The 21,795-nt window shown below is 70.6% G+C and carries 3 protein-coding genes; 2 read left to right on the top strand and 1 reads right to left on the bottom strand.

What is annotated here, in order from left to right; genetic code table 11:
• Window positions 1–16: 16 nt before the first annotated feature.
• Window positions 17–661 carry a hypothetical protein gene (locus ACQPXB_RS47590; protein WP_432848636.1) on the bottom strand — a complete coding sequence of 215 codons (645 nt, stop codon included), beginning with the start codon at window positions 659–661 and terminating at the stop codon, window positions 17–19.
• Between ACQPXB_RS47590 and ACQPXB_RS47585 the strand changes: the two genes are divergently transcribed.
• Together ACQPXB_RS47585 and ACQPXB_RS47580 are read left to right on the top strand one after the other, a co-directional pair.
• Window positions 615–21,281 carry a TcdA/TcdB catalytic glycosyltransferase domain-containing protein gene (locus ACQPXB_RS47585; protein ID WP_432848634.1) on the top strand — a complete coding sequence of 6,889 codons (20,667 nt, stop codon included), beginning with the start codon at window positions 615–617 and terminating at the stop codon, window positions 21,279–21,281. The genes ACQPXB_RS47590 and ACQPXB_RS47585 overlap by 47 nt on opposite strands.
• Window positions 21,271–21,789, top strand: a complete 519-nt coding sequence (locus ACQPXB_RS47580) for a type VII secretion system-associated protein (RefSeq protein ID WP_366580527.1) — start codon at window positions 21,271–21,273, stop codon at window positions 21,787–21,789. The genes ACQPXB_RS47585 and ACQPXB_RS47580 overlap by 11 nt, the downstream gene beginning before the upstream one ends.
• Window positions 21,790–21,795 lie beyond the last annotated feature (6 nt).

The raw sequence follows: 21,795 nt of genomic DNA, 5'->3' as shown, positions 1-21,795 counted from the left end.
CCACCACTGGTAGCAATCAGAACACCAACACCACCAGCAACACCGCCGCGAACACCAACACCAAGGCCGGGCCCGCCACGACCGCCGACCCAAGCTCGACGAAGTCGGTCCCGCCGCCGGTTGCCGGGAGTGTGAGTGGGGTCCATTCGACCTCGGGTCCCGACCAGACCGGCGCGGCCTCCCCCTCGAACCACCAGACGAGCGTCGATGGGCCGAGCCTCAGCCCCGCTCCAACCCGGACGAACGCCACGCCGACACCGACGAACGTCCCACCGACGGCGACGAACACCTCGACGACGACGTCGCCAACCGGGACGAACACTTCGCCGTCGCGGAGTTCGGTGTCGACAGGTGGGGCAAAGGGCGATTCGTCGGCGAAATCGGGCCCGAACTCGGAAAACTCGACGAACTCGGACCCCGCACCGGCTCCGGCTCCGAAGATCGACACGACGCCGACGCCCGCACCCAGCGACTCGATCAACACCGAGCCGACGCCGGCGCCAGAGACGAACAGCAGCCAGGACACCGGCGCGAAGATCACCGGTGCGCCGAACTCAGCCCCGGCAACGAAGTCGGGTTCGAACCAGTCCGTGGCCCCAGACACGAACACCGAGATGAACACCGACGCCAATGCCGAGACCGACACCGGCGTCGAGACCACCGCCAACACCGAAACGGCCAGCAGCACCAACGTCGACACCAAGACCAACGTCGACACCAACACCGGCAGCAGCACCAACACGAACGCCAACCAGAACACGAACGCCAACCAGAACACGAACGCCAACCAGAACACGAACGCCAACACCAGCCCGAACCCGAAGACCAGCCATACCCCCGCCCCGAAATCCGCCGGCCGCCACACTCCCGCGCAGGCGCCGAAGCCGAAGCGGGGCACCCCGGCGGCCCTCGCGAGCACCAGTGCCAACGCCAGCAACACCGGCACCGGCCCTGGCCCGAACGTCGGCAAGGTCCCGCCCGTCACCGGCGGCAAGGACGATTTCAAGCAGGCGCAGAAGAACTTCCAATTCAAGACTGTCCATGAGACCGGCATCATCGGCACGGTCGGCAGCCGCAACGCCGGCAATCAGAACAGTGTGGGCGTGGTCGCGACCGTCGCGGCGACCACCGGCGATGATCTCATCGATCTCGCGAAGAAGTACTCCGGCGGCTTCGACGGGGATTCCCACGAGGGCCGTTTCGGGTTGGTCATCGGCCTGAACGGCGTTGGCAACGATGCGGCGATCTCGCAGAAGATCCAGGATTTCACGCAGAACTGGGACAACCGCTTCCCGGTGGCGGTGGTCGGGTTCACGTGGAAGAACCCGACGACCGACATCATCGATCAGAAGTCGATCCCCTACGGCGGGATCCGGGAAACGATCGTCCGCAACCCCGTCACGGAGAGCCTGGTCCAGCAGATCCGCGAAAACGGCGGCGACAACGAGGTTTACCTGCACATCGGCGACGCCGACGTCAACTCGCTGAACACCAAGAACGGTCCGCTGTTCGATGCGGTGAACACCACCGTCAGCAACAACCCCGAGGGCCCGCCGGAGGTGATCAGCGGCGGCTACGGTGTCCGTCCCGGCGATGGCGTCAATGCCAACAATGCCGCGCGGCTCGATCTCGACGTCCGCAACGCGATGGCGAAGGTCGACTCGCGCAGCGTCTACTTCCCGGAGCCGAACACCTTTGTGCGGCTCAACGGCGGCCGCCTGGAGAACGACGCGACGTTCGGCACGAAGAACCCGAACACGGGCAACTTCGACTACGGGGCCAAGGAAGGCCAGGGTCTGGTCGATTCCGTTCTGGCCCAGCGCAAAGCGGGTTGGGACTACGACGGTCACCTCACCGACATGGCGAAGTTCGACTCCGACCTGGCCGTCGAGACCGACGGCACGCGCATCGCGGGAAAGGTCGGTACGAACCCGGCGAACGTCACCAAGCTGACGCAGAGCCACGCCAACGAGACGACGTGGGCGGACCAGGTCGGTCACTACCTGGAAAACCACACCAGCCTCGACCCGAACCTCGCGAAGACCGCCGCGAAGGTGGCGTTCGACGGCATCAACCCACCCGGGCCCATGCCGAAGGCGCCCACGAAGTTCGGCGACCTCGGAACCAACCTGCCGCCGGCGGAGCGCAAGGCGTTCATGAAGGGCGTGCAGCAGAACGCCGAAGACGGCAAGAAGCTGCTCGGCCTCACCTTGGGCACCCGCCAGGCCCTCATCCGGAACCTCGGCGGGCACCCCGGTCAGACCTCGTCCGAGGCTCCGCCGAACCGCACGACGACCGACACGCAACACCAGGCCAACACGTCCACGAAGAACCTTCCTGGTCCGAAGGAATGGGGCGGTCGACGCGACACCGCCCCGCCGTCGCGGTTGGTGTCGGAGCGGTTCGACCCCAAGAAGGCCATCGCGAACCAGTTCGACGGTGACCGCGAAGGACTCAAGGGTGGCCAGCTCGAAGGCGCCGTCACGCACATCCGCTACGACGTCCGGCGGTTCGAGACGTCGCCGGGCAACTGGGTGCGCGAGTTCACCGTGCCGCTGGACCTCACGTCCTCGACGGGTTCCGTCTCGCTCGACACCCGCAACCAGCTCGCGCAGAACCTGCAGAACCACCTCGACGAGACCGTCAACCAGCAGTACACCCTCCCGAACGGCGACCAGTTCCACGTCACGGTCGACGCGCACGCGAACGACAACGTCGACCCGAACGACGACAGCTGGACCGCGGATCCGAAACGCGGTGTCCCCGTCAACGTCCACGATTCCACTGTGGACAAGAACTCGCCGTCGACCAACCAGACGAATTGGGACGTCCACGACGAGAACGCGGGGCTGACCCACGAGGTCATGCACTTCCTCGGCCTGGGGGAGGGCTACCGGAACAGCGACCTCCTCTTCAACCGTCAAGACCAGCCCGGCGTGATGGGGCCCGACGCCTGGACCGATTCGACGCTGACGAAGGACAACCTGGCCAAGATCGAGGAGATCTCCAACCAGGCGAACATCCGCGACCACCACCTCGGCGCCGAGCACGGCCCGACCCCGAACGACAGCCGGTCGGACATCGGGCAGCACACCGCCGTCAGCCAGAACCGCCACACCCCGGCCGCGGCCCCGAAGCCGAAGAACACGCCGGCTCCCGGCCCGGGTTCCGGGAACAACGCCGGCAAGGTCCCGCCCACCACCGGCGGCAAGGACGATTTCAAGCAGGCGCAGAAGAACTTCCAGTTCAAGACCGTTCACGAGTCCGGCATCATCGGCACGGTCGGCAATCGCAACGCCGGTAACCAGCACAGCGTGGGCGTGGTCGCGACCGTCGCGGCGACCACCGGCGACGACCTCAACGCCCTCGCGAAGAAGTACTCCGAAGGCTTCGACGGCAACTCCCATGAGGGCCGCTTCGGCCTGGTCATCGGCATCAACGGCGTCGCCGGCCACGATGCGACGATCACGCAGAAGATCCAGGACTTCCAGCAGAACTGGGACAATCGCTTCCCGGTCGCAGTGGTCGGTTTCACCTGGAAGAACCCGACCACTGACGTCATCGATCAGAAGTCGATCCCCTACGGCGGGATCCGCGAGACGATCGTCCGCAACCCCGTGACCACCGACCTCATCACGCAGATCCGCGGCAAGGGCGGCGACAACGAGGTCTACCTCCACACCGGCGACGCCGACGTCGACTCCCTGAACACCGACAACGGGCCGCTCTTCGACGCGGTGAACACGACCGTCAAGAACAACCCCGAAGGCCCGCCGGAAGTGATCAGCGGCGGCTACCGCGTGCGCGACAACGACACCGCGCTCGCGAAGTCCGCGGCCGAGCTCGACCTCGACATCCGGAAGGCGCTGGCCGACGTCGACTCGCGCAGCGTCTACTTCCCCGAACCCAACACGTTCGTCCGGGTCAACGGCGACAAGCTGGAGAACGATGCCACGTTCGGCACCGAGAACCCGAACACCGGCCGGTTCGACTACGGCGCCAAGGAGGGGCAGGGCCTGGTCGACTCCGTCCTCAAGCAACGCAAGGCCGCCTGGGACTACGACGGCCACGTTCGCGACATGGCGAAGTTCGATTCGAGCCTGGCGATCAAGACCGACGGCACCCGCATCGCGGCCAAGGTCGGCGCGAATCCGGCGAATGTCACCAAACTGACCCAGAGCCACGCGAACGAGACGACGTGGGCCGACCAGGTCGGGCACTACCTCGGCAACCACACCGATCTCGACCCGAACCTCGCGAAGATCGCCGCCAAGGCCGCGTTCCACGGCCTCGACCCGGCGGGCCCATTGCCGGCGAAACCGAAGAACATGTCCGACGTCGCCGCGAACCTCTCGAGCGACGAGCAGAAAGCCCTCGTCAAGGGGATGCGGACGAACCCCGAGCAGGGCAAGAAGCTCGCGGCCATGACGGTGGGCACCCGCACCGCCCTCATCGACGGTCTCGGCCGGATGAACACCCGCACCTCGGTCCAGGGCACCGCGCAGGCACCGCCGCGCAACCTCCACACCCCGGCCCAGGCGCCGGCCAGGAACACCGACACCGGCTCGAACACCATGCCCGGCACGTTCACGAACTCGGGCTCGAACACCGACCAGAACGTCCGCGGCCCCGAAGTCCACCTGCCGAACGTGGGCGAGGTCGGGCTCGTCGAGGCGGCGCTGCGCAGTTCACGGTTCCAGGGCGTCGACGTCGACAGCGCGAAACCGTTCCTCACCAAGGCCGAGGTGAAGACCGCCACTGACGCGGTGGTCGCCGAAGTCGAGGCGAACCCCGGCGGTTTCGAATTCACCTCACTCACCGACAAGGGCCTCGGTGACTGGGCGGCGAAGCAGCTCACACCGAGCCAGCTCAAGGACGTCGCCCCCGAACTCGAACCCGACCGCGGTGACAACGACGACGCCGGCCACGTCCGCAACTGGCGCAAGGCGCTCGCGAACCAGCTGGCGAGCCCGTCACCGCAGCACTGGCAGAGCGTCCGCGCGGCGCTCGACACCGATGCGTCCACTGTGAACACCGGCGACCGCCAGGTCCTCGACCACATCGTCGACGAGGTCACGGGGAAGGGTGCTCTCCCGACCTCGGCCGAGCTGGTGACGAAGGGCCTGCAGACGCCGTCGTGGCAGGACTCCCACGTCGGGAAGCGGCTGCCGGACACCGTCGCGCGAGCCCTCGACGTGCGTCTGATCGTGGAGCGCGGCGGGCCGGGCCGGCGATCAGAATACGGGCCGGCGGGGCGTCCCGAGGTGCGGGTCCGCACGCAGAACGGGCAGTACGGCGCACTCGGCGGTCCGTCGCGCCAGGACTTCGTGAGCGGGTTCGAGGCCTCGCTGAGCGACCTGAACGTGGACCAGGTCCGCGACGTCGTCGTCGACCTCAACACCAGTCGGCAGGACCAGGAGCTCGCGAGCATCGCGGACCGGGCGCTGCGGCTCAAGCAGGCGGTGGCGCACGAGGGCGGGCCGGAGGCGTTCGCGAAGGAGCTGCGCGACAAGTACAACGACGTCCGCACCCGGCTGCAGCAGGCGCGGGCCGAGGGCACCATCGTGCCGAAGATCCTCCAGAACAAGGAACAGCAGCAGCGGGAAGACCTACGCCGGCAGCACATCAAGAGCCTGGAGACGGTGCAGCAGGACCTCGGTGAGCGGATCACGGCGCTCGCCAAGGACGCGAACGCCCTCGCCACGATGCACCTGCTCGACAACCACGTCGCCGGGCCGAACGCCGACAACCTCGCCAAGCTGACCACCGACCAGCTCAACCGCCTTGACACCCACCTGCAGCAGCGGATCGCCGCCGCGGACAAGGCCGGGTTCGACACCACGCACCTGAAGATGCTGCAACAGCGCGTGCAGAACGAGCCGGAGGTGCGCCGGCTGGCCGGCCTGGTCGCGGCCAAGGGCGTCGACCAGTTCGAGCAGATGATGACCAGCCTCGACGAATCGCTCTCGGAGATGCGCCAGGTCCAGGCCGACGTCGCGCTGCCGACGGGGGTGTGGAGCTTCCTCGGCTACTTCGACTCCACCAGCAACGCTGAGTTCCGCGCCGACCTCGACACCAAGATCCACGAGGGCGAGCAGCACCTGGCCGATGTCCAGCGCAAGATCGGGCTGATCACGCACTCCGATTACCGCGACCGGTTCCACCGGGCCGCGCGGATCTTCACGAACATGCAGAGCCTGGAGGGCAAGACCACCGCCGGCAAGGCTGCGCGGGCGGCGGCCGAGCAGGCGCACGACGGCGGACCGCGCCCCGACCCCGGGCCTTCGCGCACCGGCCACGACTCGGACCCGACACCCGACACCGATACCTCGCCGGAAACCGAGTTTTCGCCGGACACTGAGACTTCGCCGGACATCGAGACGTCGCCGACTCCCACCCCGGCGCCGAATCTGACTCCGCGCCAGGAGCACGACGCGTTCGTGGCCTCGCTCTACGGCATGGACCAGTCCGGGCTGGAGGCGCTGAAGATCATCCACGGCGATGATCCCGACCGCCTGTCCGCCGTGAACAAGATGCTGGACCTCGACCGGATCGCGCTCACCGGCGGCTTCGACCAGCGCCGCGACGACCTGTCGACCATGATCCACGAGGCGGCCCGCAACCTGCAGGAGCTCACGAGCATCTCGGACTACCTGCCCAAGAGCTTCAAGACCGGCTCGATGGTGCACGACCAGGAGATCCGCGAGTCGAAGCAGGACTTCCTGACTCGCCGGCTGCGCCGCCTCCAGGACCAGGTCAGCCGGCTGGAACAGGACAAGGCCGCAGCGCTCACCGTCTACGGGCTGCACGTGGGCAACGACCCCCAGGCACACGGCTGGACCTCGGTCACGCCCCACGACCTGCTGTCCATCGAGAGCCACCTCGAGCAGCAGATCCACAACGCCCGGCTCGGCGGCCACCCGACGGAGCACCTGACGAACCTGCTGAACACCGCGAAGAGCATGCGCGTCAGCGACGTCGGCCCCGCACCGCACTCACCGACGGACCCGACACCGCCGCAGCGCAACCGCCACACCCCCGCAGCCGCTCCGACACACAACTGGGACCCCGGCTACGGCGGGTACCACTCGCCGTACGTCACACCGCAGACCTCCTACGGCCCGCCGCCCAGCCAGTACGCGCCGCAACAGCAGCCACCGGGGTGGGTGCAGCCGCAGCAGCAACCGCCCGCGTGGCTGACGCAGAACCACCTGCCGCCGCCGCATTCGTGGGGCCAGCAGACGCCGGCGCCGCCGGCGTGGCACGGGCAGCAGAACCCGTTCCAGCACTACAAGCCCCACCAGAGCACGGAATCGGACGACGAGTACTCGCCGAACGCACAGCCGCTGCCGTTGCCGCCGGTCGTGGACCCGAACCCGATCCCGTACCTCGGCCCGGGCAAGAACAAGCTGTACCACAAGGCGATCGCGATGCCGGGCGCTCCGGGGTCGCAGCGGCTGAGCCCGCACCTGCGAGTCCGCCCGCTCGACTACGACCCGTTCGACGTGCAGACGCAGGCGAACTTCGAAGCCTCCGGAAGCCTGAACAAGAAGGGCCGCCACCACGCGACGGCCCAGGTGTTCGACGACGCCACCCGCCAGGCGGTGACGCCGCAGACCATGTGGCGCAGCGGTGACGACCCGACGTCGTTGGGGATGTCGCAGTCCGAGCGGCGCAACATCAGCCACACCGAGGCGAAGATCATCCGCGACCCCGACGTCCGCGCGACGTTCGGGCGCGGACGGACGTTGGTGATCAGCGGCGAATCGGAACCGTGCACCTCGTGCCGGACCTTGATGACGAACTTCGCCGCGCAGAACGGCGGCCGCATCGACTACGTCTACCGCGACAAGGTGACCGGGGAGAACCGGCGCTGGAGCTCGGCCGACTACATCTCCACACCCGCGCAGTTCAAGGACTACTACGGATACCGGCCCGGCCAGTACCCCGGCGGTCACGCGTCGGCGCCGGATCGCGACTCGACGACGACGTCGCAGACCACCCGGCCCGCAGATCTGCCCGGGCCACAGACCTGGGGCGAGCGCCGAGACACCGCCCGGCCGTCGCGGTTCGTGTCGGAGCGGTTCGACCCGAAGAAGGCGATCGCGGACCAGTTCGACGGCAACCGCGAGGGCCTGCGCGGAGGCCAGCTCGAGGGCGCCGTCACACACATCCGCTACGACGTGCGCCGGTTCGAGACGTCGCCGGGCAAGTGGGTGCGTGAGTTCACCGTGCCCGTGGACCTCACTTCCGCTTCAGGCTCTGTCTCGGTCGACGCACGCCACAACCTCGCGCAGGACCTGCAGGAGCACCTGGACCGCACGGTCAACCAGCGCTACACGCTGCCGAACGGCGACCAGCTCCACGTGCGGATCGACGCGCACGCGAACGAGTCCGTGGATCCCGACGACGACCGCTGGACCGCGGAGCCTTCCCGCAGCGTCCCGGTCGACGTTCACGATTCCACTGTGGACGATGGTCCGAAGGACTCCCACGGCTGGCTGCCCACGAACCAGCTGAACTGGGACGTGCGCGACCCGCGCGGAGGCCTGACCCACGAGGTAATGCACTTCCTCGGTCTGGGCGAGGGTTATAAGGACGGCGCACTGCTGTTCAACCGCGAGAACCAGCCCGGGGTGATGGGCAAGAACGCCTGGTCGGACTCGTCGCTGACCCCGGACAACCTGGCGAAGATCCACGACGTCTCCACGGGCGCCCTGATCCACGACCACGGGCTGGCCGCCCAGGGCCACGATTCGGACGGGCCGGCCCGTGACACCGCCGGGCCGTCGACTCGCACTCCGGAATCCGGCAAGGGGCCGGGCCTGCACACGCCGTCGTCCGCGCCGGCGCACGGCTGGGGCACCGACCCGTACGGGAATCCCTACGGCCCGCCTCCGGCCTGGGCACAGCAGGGGCCGCCGCCTACCGCGTGGGCGCAGCAGGGGCCGCCGCCTCCGGCGTGGGCACAGCAAGGCCCGCCGCCTCCGGCGTGGGCACAGCAAGGCCCGCCGCCTCCGGCGTGGGCGCAGCAGGGCCCGCCGCCGCCCGCATGGCACAGCCAGTCGGACCCGTTCCACTACTACAAGCCCGACCACAGCTCGCTCAACAGCGCCAAGTACTCGCCGAACCCGCAGCCGCCACTGCCGTTGCCGCCCTCGCCGGACCTGAACCCGATCCGGTACCAGGGGCCGTCGAGCAGCGACCTTTACAACCAGGCGCGGATCATGAACCCGGCGCCGTCGTCGGCGCGCCTGAGCCCGCACACGCGGATCCGGCCGCTCGACGACGACCCGTTCGACGTCCAGCTGCCCGTGAACTTCGAAGGCGGGGGCGGTGGCAACAAGGCGGGCCGCCACCACGCGACGGCCCAGGTGGTCGACTCCTACTCCGGTCAGGCCCTGACACCCGCCACCACGTGGCGAAGCGGCGAGGACCCGACCTCGCACCACCTGCCCGACCACATGCGGCGCAAGATCAGCCACACCGAGGCGAAGATCATCCGGGATCCGTCGGTGCGCGCGCTGATGGGCAACGGCCGCACGCTGCGGATCAGCGGCGAGTCGGAGCCGTGCGTGTCGTGCCAGTCGCTGATGATGGCCTTCGCCGCGGAGACGGGCGGGCGGATCGAGTATCTCTACCGGGACAAGTACACGAACGAGAATCGGAAGTGGTCGTCCGACTCGCACATCACGGCGCCGAAGCAGTTCGAGAGCTACTACGGCTACCGGCCGTCGAACGCGCGCCCGCGCGGCAGCCGGCACACACCCGCGTCGGCCCCGAGCCGGCCGACCGGCGCCACCACCGGGCCCGCGAATCACGCAACGCTCGTTCCGCGATCGGCGCTTTCCCCGGCGCAGAACACCCAGCTGAACAGCCACGGGCTCGAGAGCGTGCTCGTCGGTGGCGCGCACGGCCCGGAGAACTTCCGGCTCGCCGTGGCCGAGAGCATCTCGCAGGACGCGCCGGACGAGCACGCGCGGATCACCACCGCGCTCGAAAACGCGTCGGCTCTCACCGACCCCGACGCGATCGCGACGGCAGGTGGCGTTCGCGTCCACGTGCTCGGCTCCGACGGTACGTGGACGAGCCACGGCCCTGAAACCGGTCGCCCGGTCCACGTCGTCAAGACCGAAGTGGACGGTCGCGAGACCTATGTCGGTACCAGGAAAACCGTCGAGACGTTCGGCGAGACGCCGGGCCGGTCCGGGACCGCGGAGCAGGAGCGCGTCGTCACCGTCGCCGACGACGATCCGGCGCCCGACACCCGCTCGCTCACCGACCGGCTGCCCGAGTACGCCAAGAAGGGCCAGGCCCTCGGCTCGCTCGTGCCGGTGAACCCGCAGGGCGTGAAGCAGGTCGGCGACACCATCAAGCGCCTGGTCACCTCGCTGGACTCCCGCCGGAACCCGCCGGATCCGGTGGGCATCGACGCCATCACCGGCACGCTCGACAGCGCCGCCTTCGAGTCGTTCCTCGGGCCGGGGCGCAAGTCCATGGTGCGCGTCGGCGAGAAGTGGTACGAGGTCCACGTGCGGGCCGAGCTCGACCTGGACGCGGTGCCGGCCGACGCGATCGCGAAGCAGCCGCACGCCACGATCAGCGACGTCAACGACCAGACGCAGGCCACGCACGCCCAAGGCCAGAACGACACGATCGCGCGGACCTTCGGTACGTCGTACTTCGCGCTGATCCCGCCCGGCGCCTACGTGTCCGTCGCGCCCACGGTTCAGCTCGCGACGGCGGCGCAGACGCACACGTCCACCGTCACCGGTACCGAGCAGCGGGTGGTGCGCTCGGCGGGCGACGTGGACGGCGCCGACGTCAACGTGAAGTACTCGATCACCGTCACCGACCAGGTCGGCGGGCTCACCGGCTCCACTGTGGACGGCAAGGTCTCGCTGCTCTGGTCGCAGGACCTCGGCAACCTCAAGCAAGACGCCGAGGCCAAGGGCGACCCGAAGCCGGACTGGGCCGAGAACATCGAGCTGCTCGCGCCCGAGGCCGTGCTGCTCGACGAGCAGGCGCTGTTCGACAAGGTGGCCAAGCGGCTGCACCCGTCGGTCACGAAGTTCGGCGCGCCGGGGCGGCAGGCGTTGCGCGAGTTCGTCAGCGGCGGCGGCATCCGCGGTGTGCTGGGCACCGCGCTGCAGGGTGGCCCGGTCGTGTCCAGCGACTTGCTCAGCCCCCACGGCAGCCACCGCGACGCCGTGCAGCTGCAGGCGCGGCCGAAGGACGTCGAGCTCGTCGGCGTGGTGCCGGGCGACAGCGAGCTGCGGTTCAACGACTCGTCGGTGAACGGCGGGGCGACGGCGGCGGCGTCGAAGTCCGGAATGGACCTGGCCGTGACGGTCGGCGGTGGCTCCTACCTGCCGGGCACGGTCAGTGGGCTCGTCGGCGTCAGCGGGACGGTGTCCTCGAAGGTCACCGAGACGGCGACGGGCGGCACCGGCGTCACGGCGAAGAACACGGTCGAGGCCAAGGGCGACATCGGGATCTACAAGGTGAAGGTGGACGTCGACGTCGTCACCTCGGCCGGCGAGGTCGAGACCGTCGAGGCCACCGCGTACGTCCGCATGGGCCTGCCCGAGGCGAAAGCCCAGGGCCTGCCTGTGCCGGGCGACACCCGCGACAAGCTCACCGACGTCGGCAAGCGGTACGAGCCGCCCTACCTCGCCGCGGCCGCCGCCGCGGGCCACGTGCGCACGGGCTCGTTCAGCCCGGCCGCGAAGGTGCAGCCGCAGATCGAAAACGCGCTGCGCGACCGGCCCGGGATGGAGAAGTTCCTGCCGCGCTGGGACAAGTTCCAGGCCGACGACAAGAGCTCCAGCCGCGACATCGCCGAGCGCTTCGCCAACCTGCGCAAGCTCACGGCCACGTTCTCGCCGGCCGCGCTCAAGGCCAAAATGGATACTCTGCTGGGTCCGGGTGTGTCCGTGCAGCTCAAGCGGCGCGGCCTGTTCACCGACGAGTACATCAGCGTCACGGTGAAGGCCAAGCTGTCGCCGGGCCGGCACCTCGGGCAGGCCACCGGACGCTCGGTCAAGGGCTCGGTCGCCACGGCGCCGTCGCTGAGCAGCGCGACCACTGTGGACAAGAGCTGGTCGGTCGGGTTGGAGGGCCGCATGGTCATCCCGCAGCCCACGTCGATCGCGACCTCAAGCCTCAGCCCCGCGGTCGTGCCGATCCAGTACTCCGACGCGTACAGCTGGAAGAACTCCGGCGGCCCCACGGTCACGACCACCACGAGCCTTTCCGGCAGCCCCGACGCGCAGGTGTTCGAGCACGACGTGGAGTTCGAGGTCGAGATCACCAGCTACACCCGCAACCGCCCGTGGGTGAAGCGCCTGACGCCCGGCTCGCCGTTCCGCGCGACGCCCAAGGTGTCCACTGTGGCCAAAACCGGCGACCCGGCGCTGCCGAAGATCTCCGGCAAGGTCGACCTGTGGGTCAACGACGGCTCCGCGCTGAAGAAGGACCCCGGCGACTTCCTGCCCGGCAAGCCCGGCACCACCGTGCTCAACAAGAACGACACCCCGACCATCGACGACCTGCTGGCCGGTCCCAAGCCCGACCAGCCGAAGTTCCTGCACGTCGAGGCGTTCACCAACACCGAGGCCCTCCGTGACGAGGCCCTGCGGCAGCTGGAACGCGCGTCCGACGGCGACGGCGTGCTCGGCCTGTCCGGCGGCGAGGCCCGCAAGCGCGTGGACCGCATGTTCTCGCCCGAGACGTTCCGCGGCGGGCTGCCGAAGTTCCTGCGCCAGGGTGCGCGGGCCGGCGGGTTCCGCTACGAGCGGCGCGTGGCCGACCGCGTCGGCGGGCTCGGCATGAACGTGGCGCTCAGCAACCCGAAGGTCGTCGTGGCGTCCGACGCGGGCGGCAGCGAGACCACGTTCGCCGGTGGCGCGAAGGCCGCGTTCGAGCAGACGCACAAGCAGGCGCTCGAGGGCAACCTGCAGCTCGGTGTCACCATCCGGCCGGACGGCAGTATGGCCACGGCCCACGGTCAGGGCCAGGTCTACGCGTCGGCCAAGTGGAGCCCGTGGACGCGCACGTCGGGCAGCTCCACGGAGGTCAGCGCGAGCGTCGACCACCTCAACCGCGCCAACGCCAAGGGCCGCACCGTGCTTGTGCAGTACGACGCCGACGTGCGGCTGGTCGCCGAGACCCGCCAGGAGAGCCTGGTCAACGGCTCGACCTCGCGGGCCGGCGCCGACGTGAAGCTGCCCGGCGCGGTGTACGTGCGCATGTCCGAGGACCAGGCCCGCGAGCAGGGCCTGCTGCCGGAGGTCGAGCCGCGCACCGCGCCGCCGGGCAAGATGGCGCCGCCCGCGCTCGTCGGCCGCGAGTCCAGCGCGCTGGGCGCCGCCGTGATCGAGGACGCGCCCGACCTGTCGCAGCTGGTGCGCGACGCCCGCACCGCGCTGGGCCGCACCGGCGACAAGCTGCTGCCGAAGTCGGTGCTCGACGACTCGATGACCAACCTGCAGCGCACGCTCGACCTCGCCTCACCAGACGCCGTCACGTCCCTTGTGGACAGTGCCCTCGACGGTGGCGCGCCGCTGCTGCTGCACGACGCCGGCGTCTTGTCCACCGACACCTACCAGGTGCTGCTCAAGGCGACGATCACCGACACCGAGTTCCTCGACGTCGTCCACGACGGTGGCGAGATCGACCACGTCGTGAGCGCCGCCGAGACGGACAAGGAGAACGCCGGCCACGGCTCGTCCTACGGCGGCCAGTTCCGCGGCGCCGGGCGCGGCTTGTTCAGCGACACCAAGCCGGACGTGAGTGGCTACGAGGGGCTCACGCTCGGCGTTTCCGGTTCCAAGACGAAGACCGACCAGACGGTGTCGGCCACCGCGACGACCAAGGGCAGCAAGGCTTCGCAGAGCGGCCCGGCCGTGCGTTACCGCCACCAGCTGAAGTTCGAACTCGTGGTGCAGCGCGGCGGCAAGACGTACCCGGTCACCGAGCAGAACGCGAACGTGACCGTGCGCTCGGCGGCCGACGACCACCAGATCAGCACCGAGGGCCAGGCCCCGAAGGCGTACGCGCCGCGAACCACCGAGCTCACCGCCGCCGACACGACGCCCGAGAAGCTCGCCGAATGGCAGGCGCAGGGCGTGGGCAAGCTGCCGCCGTCGGCGCACACCGAGGGCGTACGCGGGTCGGCTGCCGTGCAGGCCGGGGCCGTGCGTGCGTTGCGGCTCGCGGGCGCCGGCACCGGCCTCACCGGCTCGGGCACCGGCGCGAACAACACGCTGGTCACGTCGCTGACCAACGAGGTCCTCCAGGGGCACCTGCCGGCCATGCTCGACGGCCCGCTCGCCTCGCCCGACCTGCACGAAGCGTCGCTGATCAAGAACGGCCACGGCAGCGTGAAGGTCTACTCGCGCCTGGTCAACCCGGACCTCACGGCCCTGAGCGACACCGTGAAGCTGGAGCGCACCGACCAGACCACGGCCACGTTCACGGGCGAGGCGAAGGAAGCGCTCAGCGGCGAGAACCAGTACATGCCCGGCGTCGGCGGCATCACCGACCCGAAGGACAACTCGCATTCGTGGAGCGGCGCGGACATCCGCAACCCGGCCGCGATGAGCGACCCGACGGCGACTGTCGCGGGTGGACAGCGGTCCACCGTCGCGAAGCCGAAGGGCCGCAGCGGGCTCGTCGGGTTCGACGTGGAGTACCGCGTGGTCGCCGACCTCGGCCGCGGCCGCACGGCGGCGGTCGAGGTGAAGGTGTCGGCGTCGGCGCTCGTGCGAATGTCCGATGTGGACCTCGAGAAGCTGCTCGGCGAGGCGCTGCCGGACGCGATCACCAAGGCGCAGGACGCGGTGAAGGACGCGGCCGCGAGCTGGCGCAAGGCCGAGGAGGCCGTGGAGACGGCCCAGCACGAGGCCGACGACCGCTGGCTCGACGGGCGCGACCGCGTCAAGACGTTGGCCGAGGACGCGAACGGCCTGGCCGTGGAGACCGACGCCGACCCCGCGCGTGAGCTGCGCCAGGCCCTGACCGACGCGGAGAACGACGCCAAGGACGCCGGCCGTGAGCTGCGCGAGGGCAATGCGGAGATCACGCGGCTGCAGGACGTCTCCGAGCAGGCGCTGGCCCTGGCGGCGGTCACCGACGAGGGCTCGCCCGAGCGGCAGCTGCTGCTGGACCAGGTCGCGCGTGCCGAGCAGGGCGTGCGCGACATCCGCACCGCGCAACCCGCGCTCGTGCAGCGTCGCCAGGACGCGCAGGACCGTGCGGAGCAGCTGGCCGACGTCCTCGACGCTTACCGCAACGACAATTCCGACTTCACCTCCCGCCGCGAAGACGCCCTGCGCGACGTGCGCGAAGCGCGTGAGAAGGCTGACGAGGCGCGCAAGAAGTGGTGGCAGGCCAAGGAAGAGGTCGACTGGCGGTTCGCCACGCACGTGTGGCCGGCCAAGAAGGTCGAGTCCCGCTTCGACCCGCGCTCGGCCGAGCACGTCGTCGAGGCCCCGGACACCGCACCCGACACCGAGCCCGCGACGATCTCGGGCTGGGACGTCAACGCGGACCGGCCGTACGACTTCGACGTCGACGAGGTCCAGCTGCACCAGGTCACGGACCGCTCGGGCAAGGTCGTCGCCGTGTCGTTCCTGCCGGCCGCCGAGCAGACGTCCGCGGTCGAGCACGACTGGGTCGCCGACAACTCCGGTGAGGTCTCCTCGCTCGACGAGGGCGTGACGTCCAAGACGCTCGACCCGGTGGTCGCCGAGGCACGCCGCAACGGCACCACGCCTGACCTGGGCGGACGGAGCTTCGGCGACTGGGCGGCGAAGTCCGCGGCGCCGTGGGGCAGCGACACCGGCGACACGTTCTTCGTCTTCGCCCACGGCAAGCCGCAGTCGGTGAAGCTGACGTTGCTCGGCGGGCAGACCGTTCGGGTGGACGGCAAGACGTTCGCGCGGATCGTCGCGAGCTCGGCGCCGTTCGCGCAGGCCGGGCCGAAGTCGTCGGTCACGCTCATCGCCTGCAGCACCGGCCAGACCGACAGTCCCGGCGGCGTCGCCCACGACTTCCGGCGCGCGCTGAGCGACCTCGGCGGGCCGGCAACGGTGCACGCGCCCACGAAACCCACGCTGTTCGGCCGCGACACCGCGACGCTCGGCAAGGCGCTCGGCTCCACCGGCGCGTTCACGGCGGTCACGGACGGCGGGCACTTCCGCACGTTCGGCGGCCGCCCGGGTGACGAGACGATCGTCGACCTCGTCCGCGAGCTCGACACCAGCCCCCGCACCGAACCACCGGCCGGGCCGATCTCGCCGGCCGACCACGGCGGCACGCTGGCGCTGGCGTCCACTGTGGAGCGACAGCTGGCGGACACCGCCGCCCGCACCGGTGAGCTGCGGCTCACCGACGTCCACGACCTCGTGGCCCGCCACGAACGGCCCGACGTCGTCTACTCGGCCGTGCTCACCCACCTGGCCTCGGGTGACACACCGGTGCACGCCGTGGTCGACGTCCGCCGCGACCCGGACACCGGCGAGTGGACGCGCGTGCCGCTGCCGCCGATGGCGCGGGGCCTGATCACGGTGACCGGCAAGGGCACCTGGAGCGCCGACGAGCTGGCCCGGCCCGCGCGGCTGAACCCCGCGTGGACCGAAGGCCCGGCGCGCGAGACCACGCACACGCGGCCCGACGCCACCCACTACGCCGAGACGCTCGCCGAGCACCACCTCGACGGCGAGCCACTGCCGCCGGTCACCGTGCCCGCGGACCGCGTGGACCAGTTCAACGCCGACGTCACGCGCCTGCTGGGCGAGCGCGGCTTCGGCGACCTGGCGTTCGGCCACCTGGTGCGCGCCGACCACACGCGCCTGACCGGCGAGGTCGTCGGCGAACCCGGCGTGACCGTCGACTTCGCGCCCGGTGCCGTCACCACGACCGTGCTGACCGACCACACCGGCACCGCGCGCGGGCTGACGTTCCTCGACCCCGCCGAGGCCACGAAGGTGCAGACCTGGCTGCAGCAGACCCGGGGCGAGAACCTCGTGGTCGAAGCCGACCCGGACGAGATGCGGGCCTTCGCCACCGGCGCGGCCAACGACCTGCGCGGCCGAGGCCCCGGCGACGGCGGCATTCCCGTGCGCACGCCGTGGGCCGACGAACTGGCCGAGGGCCGCACGTTCCTCGTCACGGGCCACGGCGAGGAAACCCGGGTGAAGGTCGCCGTGACCGGCCCGGACGGCACGCGGCGCGAGGTCTACGTCGACGGCGAGACGCTCGCGCGGATCGTCACCGCGTCGCCCGAGTTCGCCGACGCGCAGCCGGAGTCGGTCACGCTGTTCCAGTGCGCGGCGGCCCGGCGGCTGGGCCCCGGCGGGGTCGCGCACGACTTCCAGGCGGCGCTCGAAACGCGTGGCGGGCCGTCGATCGTCCACGCGGCCACCGACTCCGTGCTGGCCAACCACCGTGACGACAGCCCCGATGACGAACCGTCGGCCCCGCTCTTCGGCGCCCGCGACGACGCGTTCACCGCGGTGGTCCGCGGCGGTCACTGGGAGACTCTCGGCCGTCCGCTCGACGCCGACGCCGTGGTCGACGAGCTCACGAACGCGCTGCTCAAGAACTGGCGCTACGCCCGGGTTCCCGCCACGGCCGGCCCGATCCGTCTCGCCGACCGCGCCCGCACGCTGTACCTGACGGCCGAGGTCGTGAACGCCGTCTACGACCGCGCGCCCGACGACGAGGTGCAGGCGCTGCTCGGCCGGCACGAGGATCCCGAGCTGCTCGCTGCCGTGGTCAACGAGTACCTGCGGGCGACGGCCGCGCCCGATGAGCTGCCGCCGTACGACTCCGCCGCCGAGCTCACGCAGGACCTGCGCGCGACCTCGGCCGACCACGGCCCGGCGCCCGCCGGCGCGCCGCTGCTCGGCCCCGACCTGTTCGGCTTCTACCGCGCTCCGGAGCCGCCCGACTTCCTGCGTGGCCACGACCATTCGAATCTCACCGCGGGCCAGGGCCTCGCGCTGCTGGACACGCTCGATCTCACCCGGGGCGTGCCGGTGCTGCGCGACTTGGCCGACCCCGCGAACCTGCCCGACCTGCGGGACTGGACCGTCGAGCACACGCGCGCCGACGACCGGCTGTCCGCCTGGGCGCCCGGCGACGTCGAGCCGCTGGAAAAGACCACCTCGACACCGCTGCTCATGCACGCCATCTGGCTCGGCGGGCCACTGCGTGACGCCGGCACGATGAGCGCGTTCCGCGACAACTTCGGCGGCGCGGCTTCCCGGCTGCACGACGGCGTGGTGCCGGTGCTGTGGACGGACGTCCCGCGTTCGCAGATCGAGCTCGCGCTGACCACGGAGCCGCCGGCCGAGGGCCCCGACCCGCTCGCCGACGTGCGTGACTTCGTGAACTGGGCGCAGCAGCACCACGTGCGGCTGGTGAACGTCGACGAGGTGTTCTCGAGCGAGAACCCCATGCTGCTCAACGAGTTCTACCAGTCCGAGACCGGCAAACTGACTGGTCCGGGCTACGCGGCGGCCAGCGACATCCTGCGCATGGAGCTGATGAACCGCTTCGGTGGCCTCTACACCGACGGCGACAACGTGGTGGAAAGCCTCGAGGACCTGTTCCACGCGGCGACCTCGCGCGAGGGCTACGCGACGCACCGCATCGGCATGAACGTGGCCAACTCGGCGTTCGCGATGAGCAAGGGCCACCCGTTCGCGCGCGTGCATCTCGACGTCGTGCGCGAGAACTACGGCAAGACGCAGCGCAACCTCATGCCGCCCGAGGCGTACGACCTGCCGCCGGTGTTCTTTCAGATGCCGCAGGGCCGCGTGCACCGCAACTCGATCATCGTCCGCACCGGGCCCTCGGCGTTGTCGGGCACCGCGCGGCGCATCGGCCTGCCGTCGGCGTTCGACCTGCCGGAGATGACCGACATCCGGATGAACAGCGACGGCAGCTGGCTCAAGCCGCCCGCCGCGGGGACGCGACCGGTGTCGGGGCGCGACGAGACGCTGGAGCTGACCCAGCACGTGGTGCAGAGCCTGGTGCGCGGGCTGTACAACCGCGCCGGCGACCTGCACCTGACCGCGGTCGAGCCGGCCGTGCGCCGCCACGCGGACCCGGACCTGGTGTGGGATGCCGCGTTGTCGTTCCTCGCGGCGGACCCGGAGCTGGCGCCGCTCGTGCGCACGGTGACCGACCGGCACACCTACACCGGAACCGACCACGACGTGCAGTTGCCTGCTTCCGCGCGGGCTCTGCTGGACATCGATCCGGGCCGGGTGCACCGCGCGCTGGGCGAGGTGCAACACGGGGCCACGCTGCGGAACCCGGACGACGCGGTGCTGGTGTCCGATGTGGATAGTCCACTGGAGACCGGCGCGCGCGAGCTGGCGCAGGCGTTGCGGGCCGTTGAGGGTGAGCTGCCCGCGATCCACGTGACCGGTGGTGATCGCGCGCGGGCCCGCGAGGCCGCGCGGGAGCTGGCCGGACACCTCGGCCGCGAGCTGGGCGACCGCGACCTGCTGGCGCGGGTGCCGGTGAAGATCCGCGTCGCCGACGGTTCGGGTGTCACCGTCTCGTTCCGGCCGACGCAAGGTGCCGCGGTGGAGTTCTCGCTGGACGCGCCGGCCGTTTTCAGCGGTGTCGACGGGAAGCCGTACGCCTCGGAGTCTGCGCCGTTCGCTGGCTACCGCGGTGCGAAACCCGGTGTGGTCATGAAGATCGACGCCGCGCCCGGCGGCAGCGCCGAGCTGACGCAGGCGGCGGACCGGCCGCCCACGCTCGTGCTCGCGTCGGGCGCGCTGGCCGCCGAGTTCACGCAGCACGTGCGTTCGTCCGGAATGGACCTTCCGGTGCACGCCACCCCGAAGCCGTCGCCGGACAACGTCGTGGACACCTTCCCGGCCGTCTCCTACCTGGTTTCGGGTGACCACGCGCTGACCGAGGACGATCGCCGCACGATCGCCGAGCTGGGCCAGGCTGCCGAACACGGCTGGTGGTACCGGCCGTCGATTCCCGCCGGCCCGGTGCGTCTCGACGACCGCACCGGCACGCTGGCGCTGCTCAGCGGCGCCGTCAGCGCGTTGCGCTCGGGCGGGACGGCGCTCGACCTCACGGCTGCCGCCGACATCGTGGCCCGCCACGAGCAGCCCGATCTCCTGTGGACGGCGGCACTGGAGCTGGCTTCGCACAACGCCGACGTGCAGCACGTGATCGACCACCGGCTCGTCGACGGACGCTGGCAGCAGGTCCGGCTGCCGCAATCGGCGCGCGAGCGGTTCACGGTGACGGGCAAGGGCGTCTGGCGCGACGGTGCGGTTTCCCGGCCCGTGCGCCTGAACACCGGACCCGGTCCTGCGAGCGACTTCGGCGTCGAGCCGGTGCCGTTGCCGCTCGACGACTCCGTCGCGCAGTGGATCGCGGAGTCCACAGTGGAACGCACGGCGGACGGACTGCCCGCGCCTCACGTGCAGGTCAGTGGCCCCGACGACGTGCGGGCCGAGTTCGTCGCGCAGGTCCAGGCCAAGCTGACGGAGCTGACGCCGGCCGGTGTCACGCCGCACGCGGCGGCCTCGATCGTCACCCCCGGTCCCGGTACCGACGCGCTCGCCACGATCTCGCTGCCCGCCACCGCGGCACCGGCCACGCTGTCCGCCGCCGAAACCGCCGTCGCCGTCGGGCTGGCTGAGGAGTACACGCTCCTGCAGCTGCACGGCGTCGCCGACACCCTGCTCGCCAAGACCGGCCGTGAGGCCTTGCTGGACCTGGCCAACGAGGTCGCCCAGGGCACGGACGTCGGCCGGGCCGCCGACGCCGTCGAGGTCCTCGACCGTCACGGCGCCCTCGACGCCGCGCTGGACAACGGCCTGTTCCTGGGCCAGTTCCGCAAGATCCTGGGCCACGCGGACGCCGAGTCCTACGCGCGCGACCTCGCCACGGCGATCCGCGCGTTCGCCTCGGAGAAGCTCGCGCCGGACGTGCTGAAGGAGGCCGTGCGCGGCGCGCTGGAGGGCTGGCGCGGCGGGCCGGGTACGTTCGAGCAGCGCGTGGAGCGGACCCGCGACACGCTGTGGGTGATGCGGCGCCTGCACCTGAGCAGCCTGGCGTGGCTGAACCGCTGGCGTACCGCCGAGCACATCCGGCAGTACGCCGCGCGGATGAAGGAACAGGCAGCGAAGCAGGACGCGATGCTCGCCAAGGTGAGCGAGTCGGAGGACGCGTTCCTCGCCTCGGTGGGCGAGCCGCACGCGAGCGGAGGAGGCGCAGGCGATGGCGAATGACCAGTGGGTGCTGCTCGTCGACCCGGCGTGGACGCCGTCGTCGACCGAGGACGGCGCCGAGGTCGCGGCCCCGCCGCTGGCCGCCGTCGTGGGTGGCTGGCTGGCCGGTGAGGACGGCGCGGTCGGCCGCTTCGAGGCGAACCCCGCCTACGAACCGTCGGGTCCGGGTTCGCCGAGCGACCCTCTCGACGCCGTGCTCCGTCTGGTCGCCCGCGGTGACGCCGACGCCGGCCGGCTCGCCGCGATCCTGCGCGAGTCGACCGTGTCGGTCGCCCTCGACGTGGACGACGAGCCGCTGGTGGCGCCGTCGCCGGACAACATCCCGTGTGTGCTCGCCACCACCGCCCCGGCGCACCGCACCCGCGTCCGGGCCGCCGGCTGGCTGCCTGTCGCGGCGCGCGACCTGCCGGCGTTGCTCGAAGGCGGCGTTGACCTGCTGCTCAACCCCGGAGCGCCCGGATGCACCCGCCTGCTGGCCGACACCGTCCGGGACGCGCTGGCGGGTTGACCGTGT

Origin of the sequence: Amycolatopsis sp. CA-161197 (assembly GCF_050942255.1) — a bacterium.
Lineage (GTDB): Bacteria > Actinomycetota > Actinomycetes > Mycobacteriales > Pseudonocardiaceae > Amycolatopsis.
The sequence above is the reverse complement of the archived record's forward strand: the minus strand, read 5'-3'. Positions and strand labels throughout refer to the sequence as shown.

Bases quoted from the DNA above. Each gene is read 5' to 3' on its own strand.
- ACQPXB_RS47585 (WP_432848634.1), top strand. From the start codon at position 615: ATGAACACCGACGCCAATGCCGAGACCGACACCGGCGTCGAGACCACC.
- ACQPXB_RS47580 (WP_366580527.1), top strand. From the start codon at position 21,271: ATGGCGAATGACCAGTGGGTGCTGCTCGTCGACCCGGCGTGGACGCCG.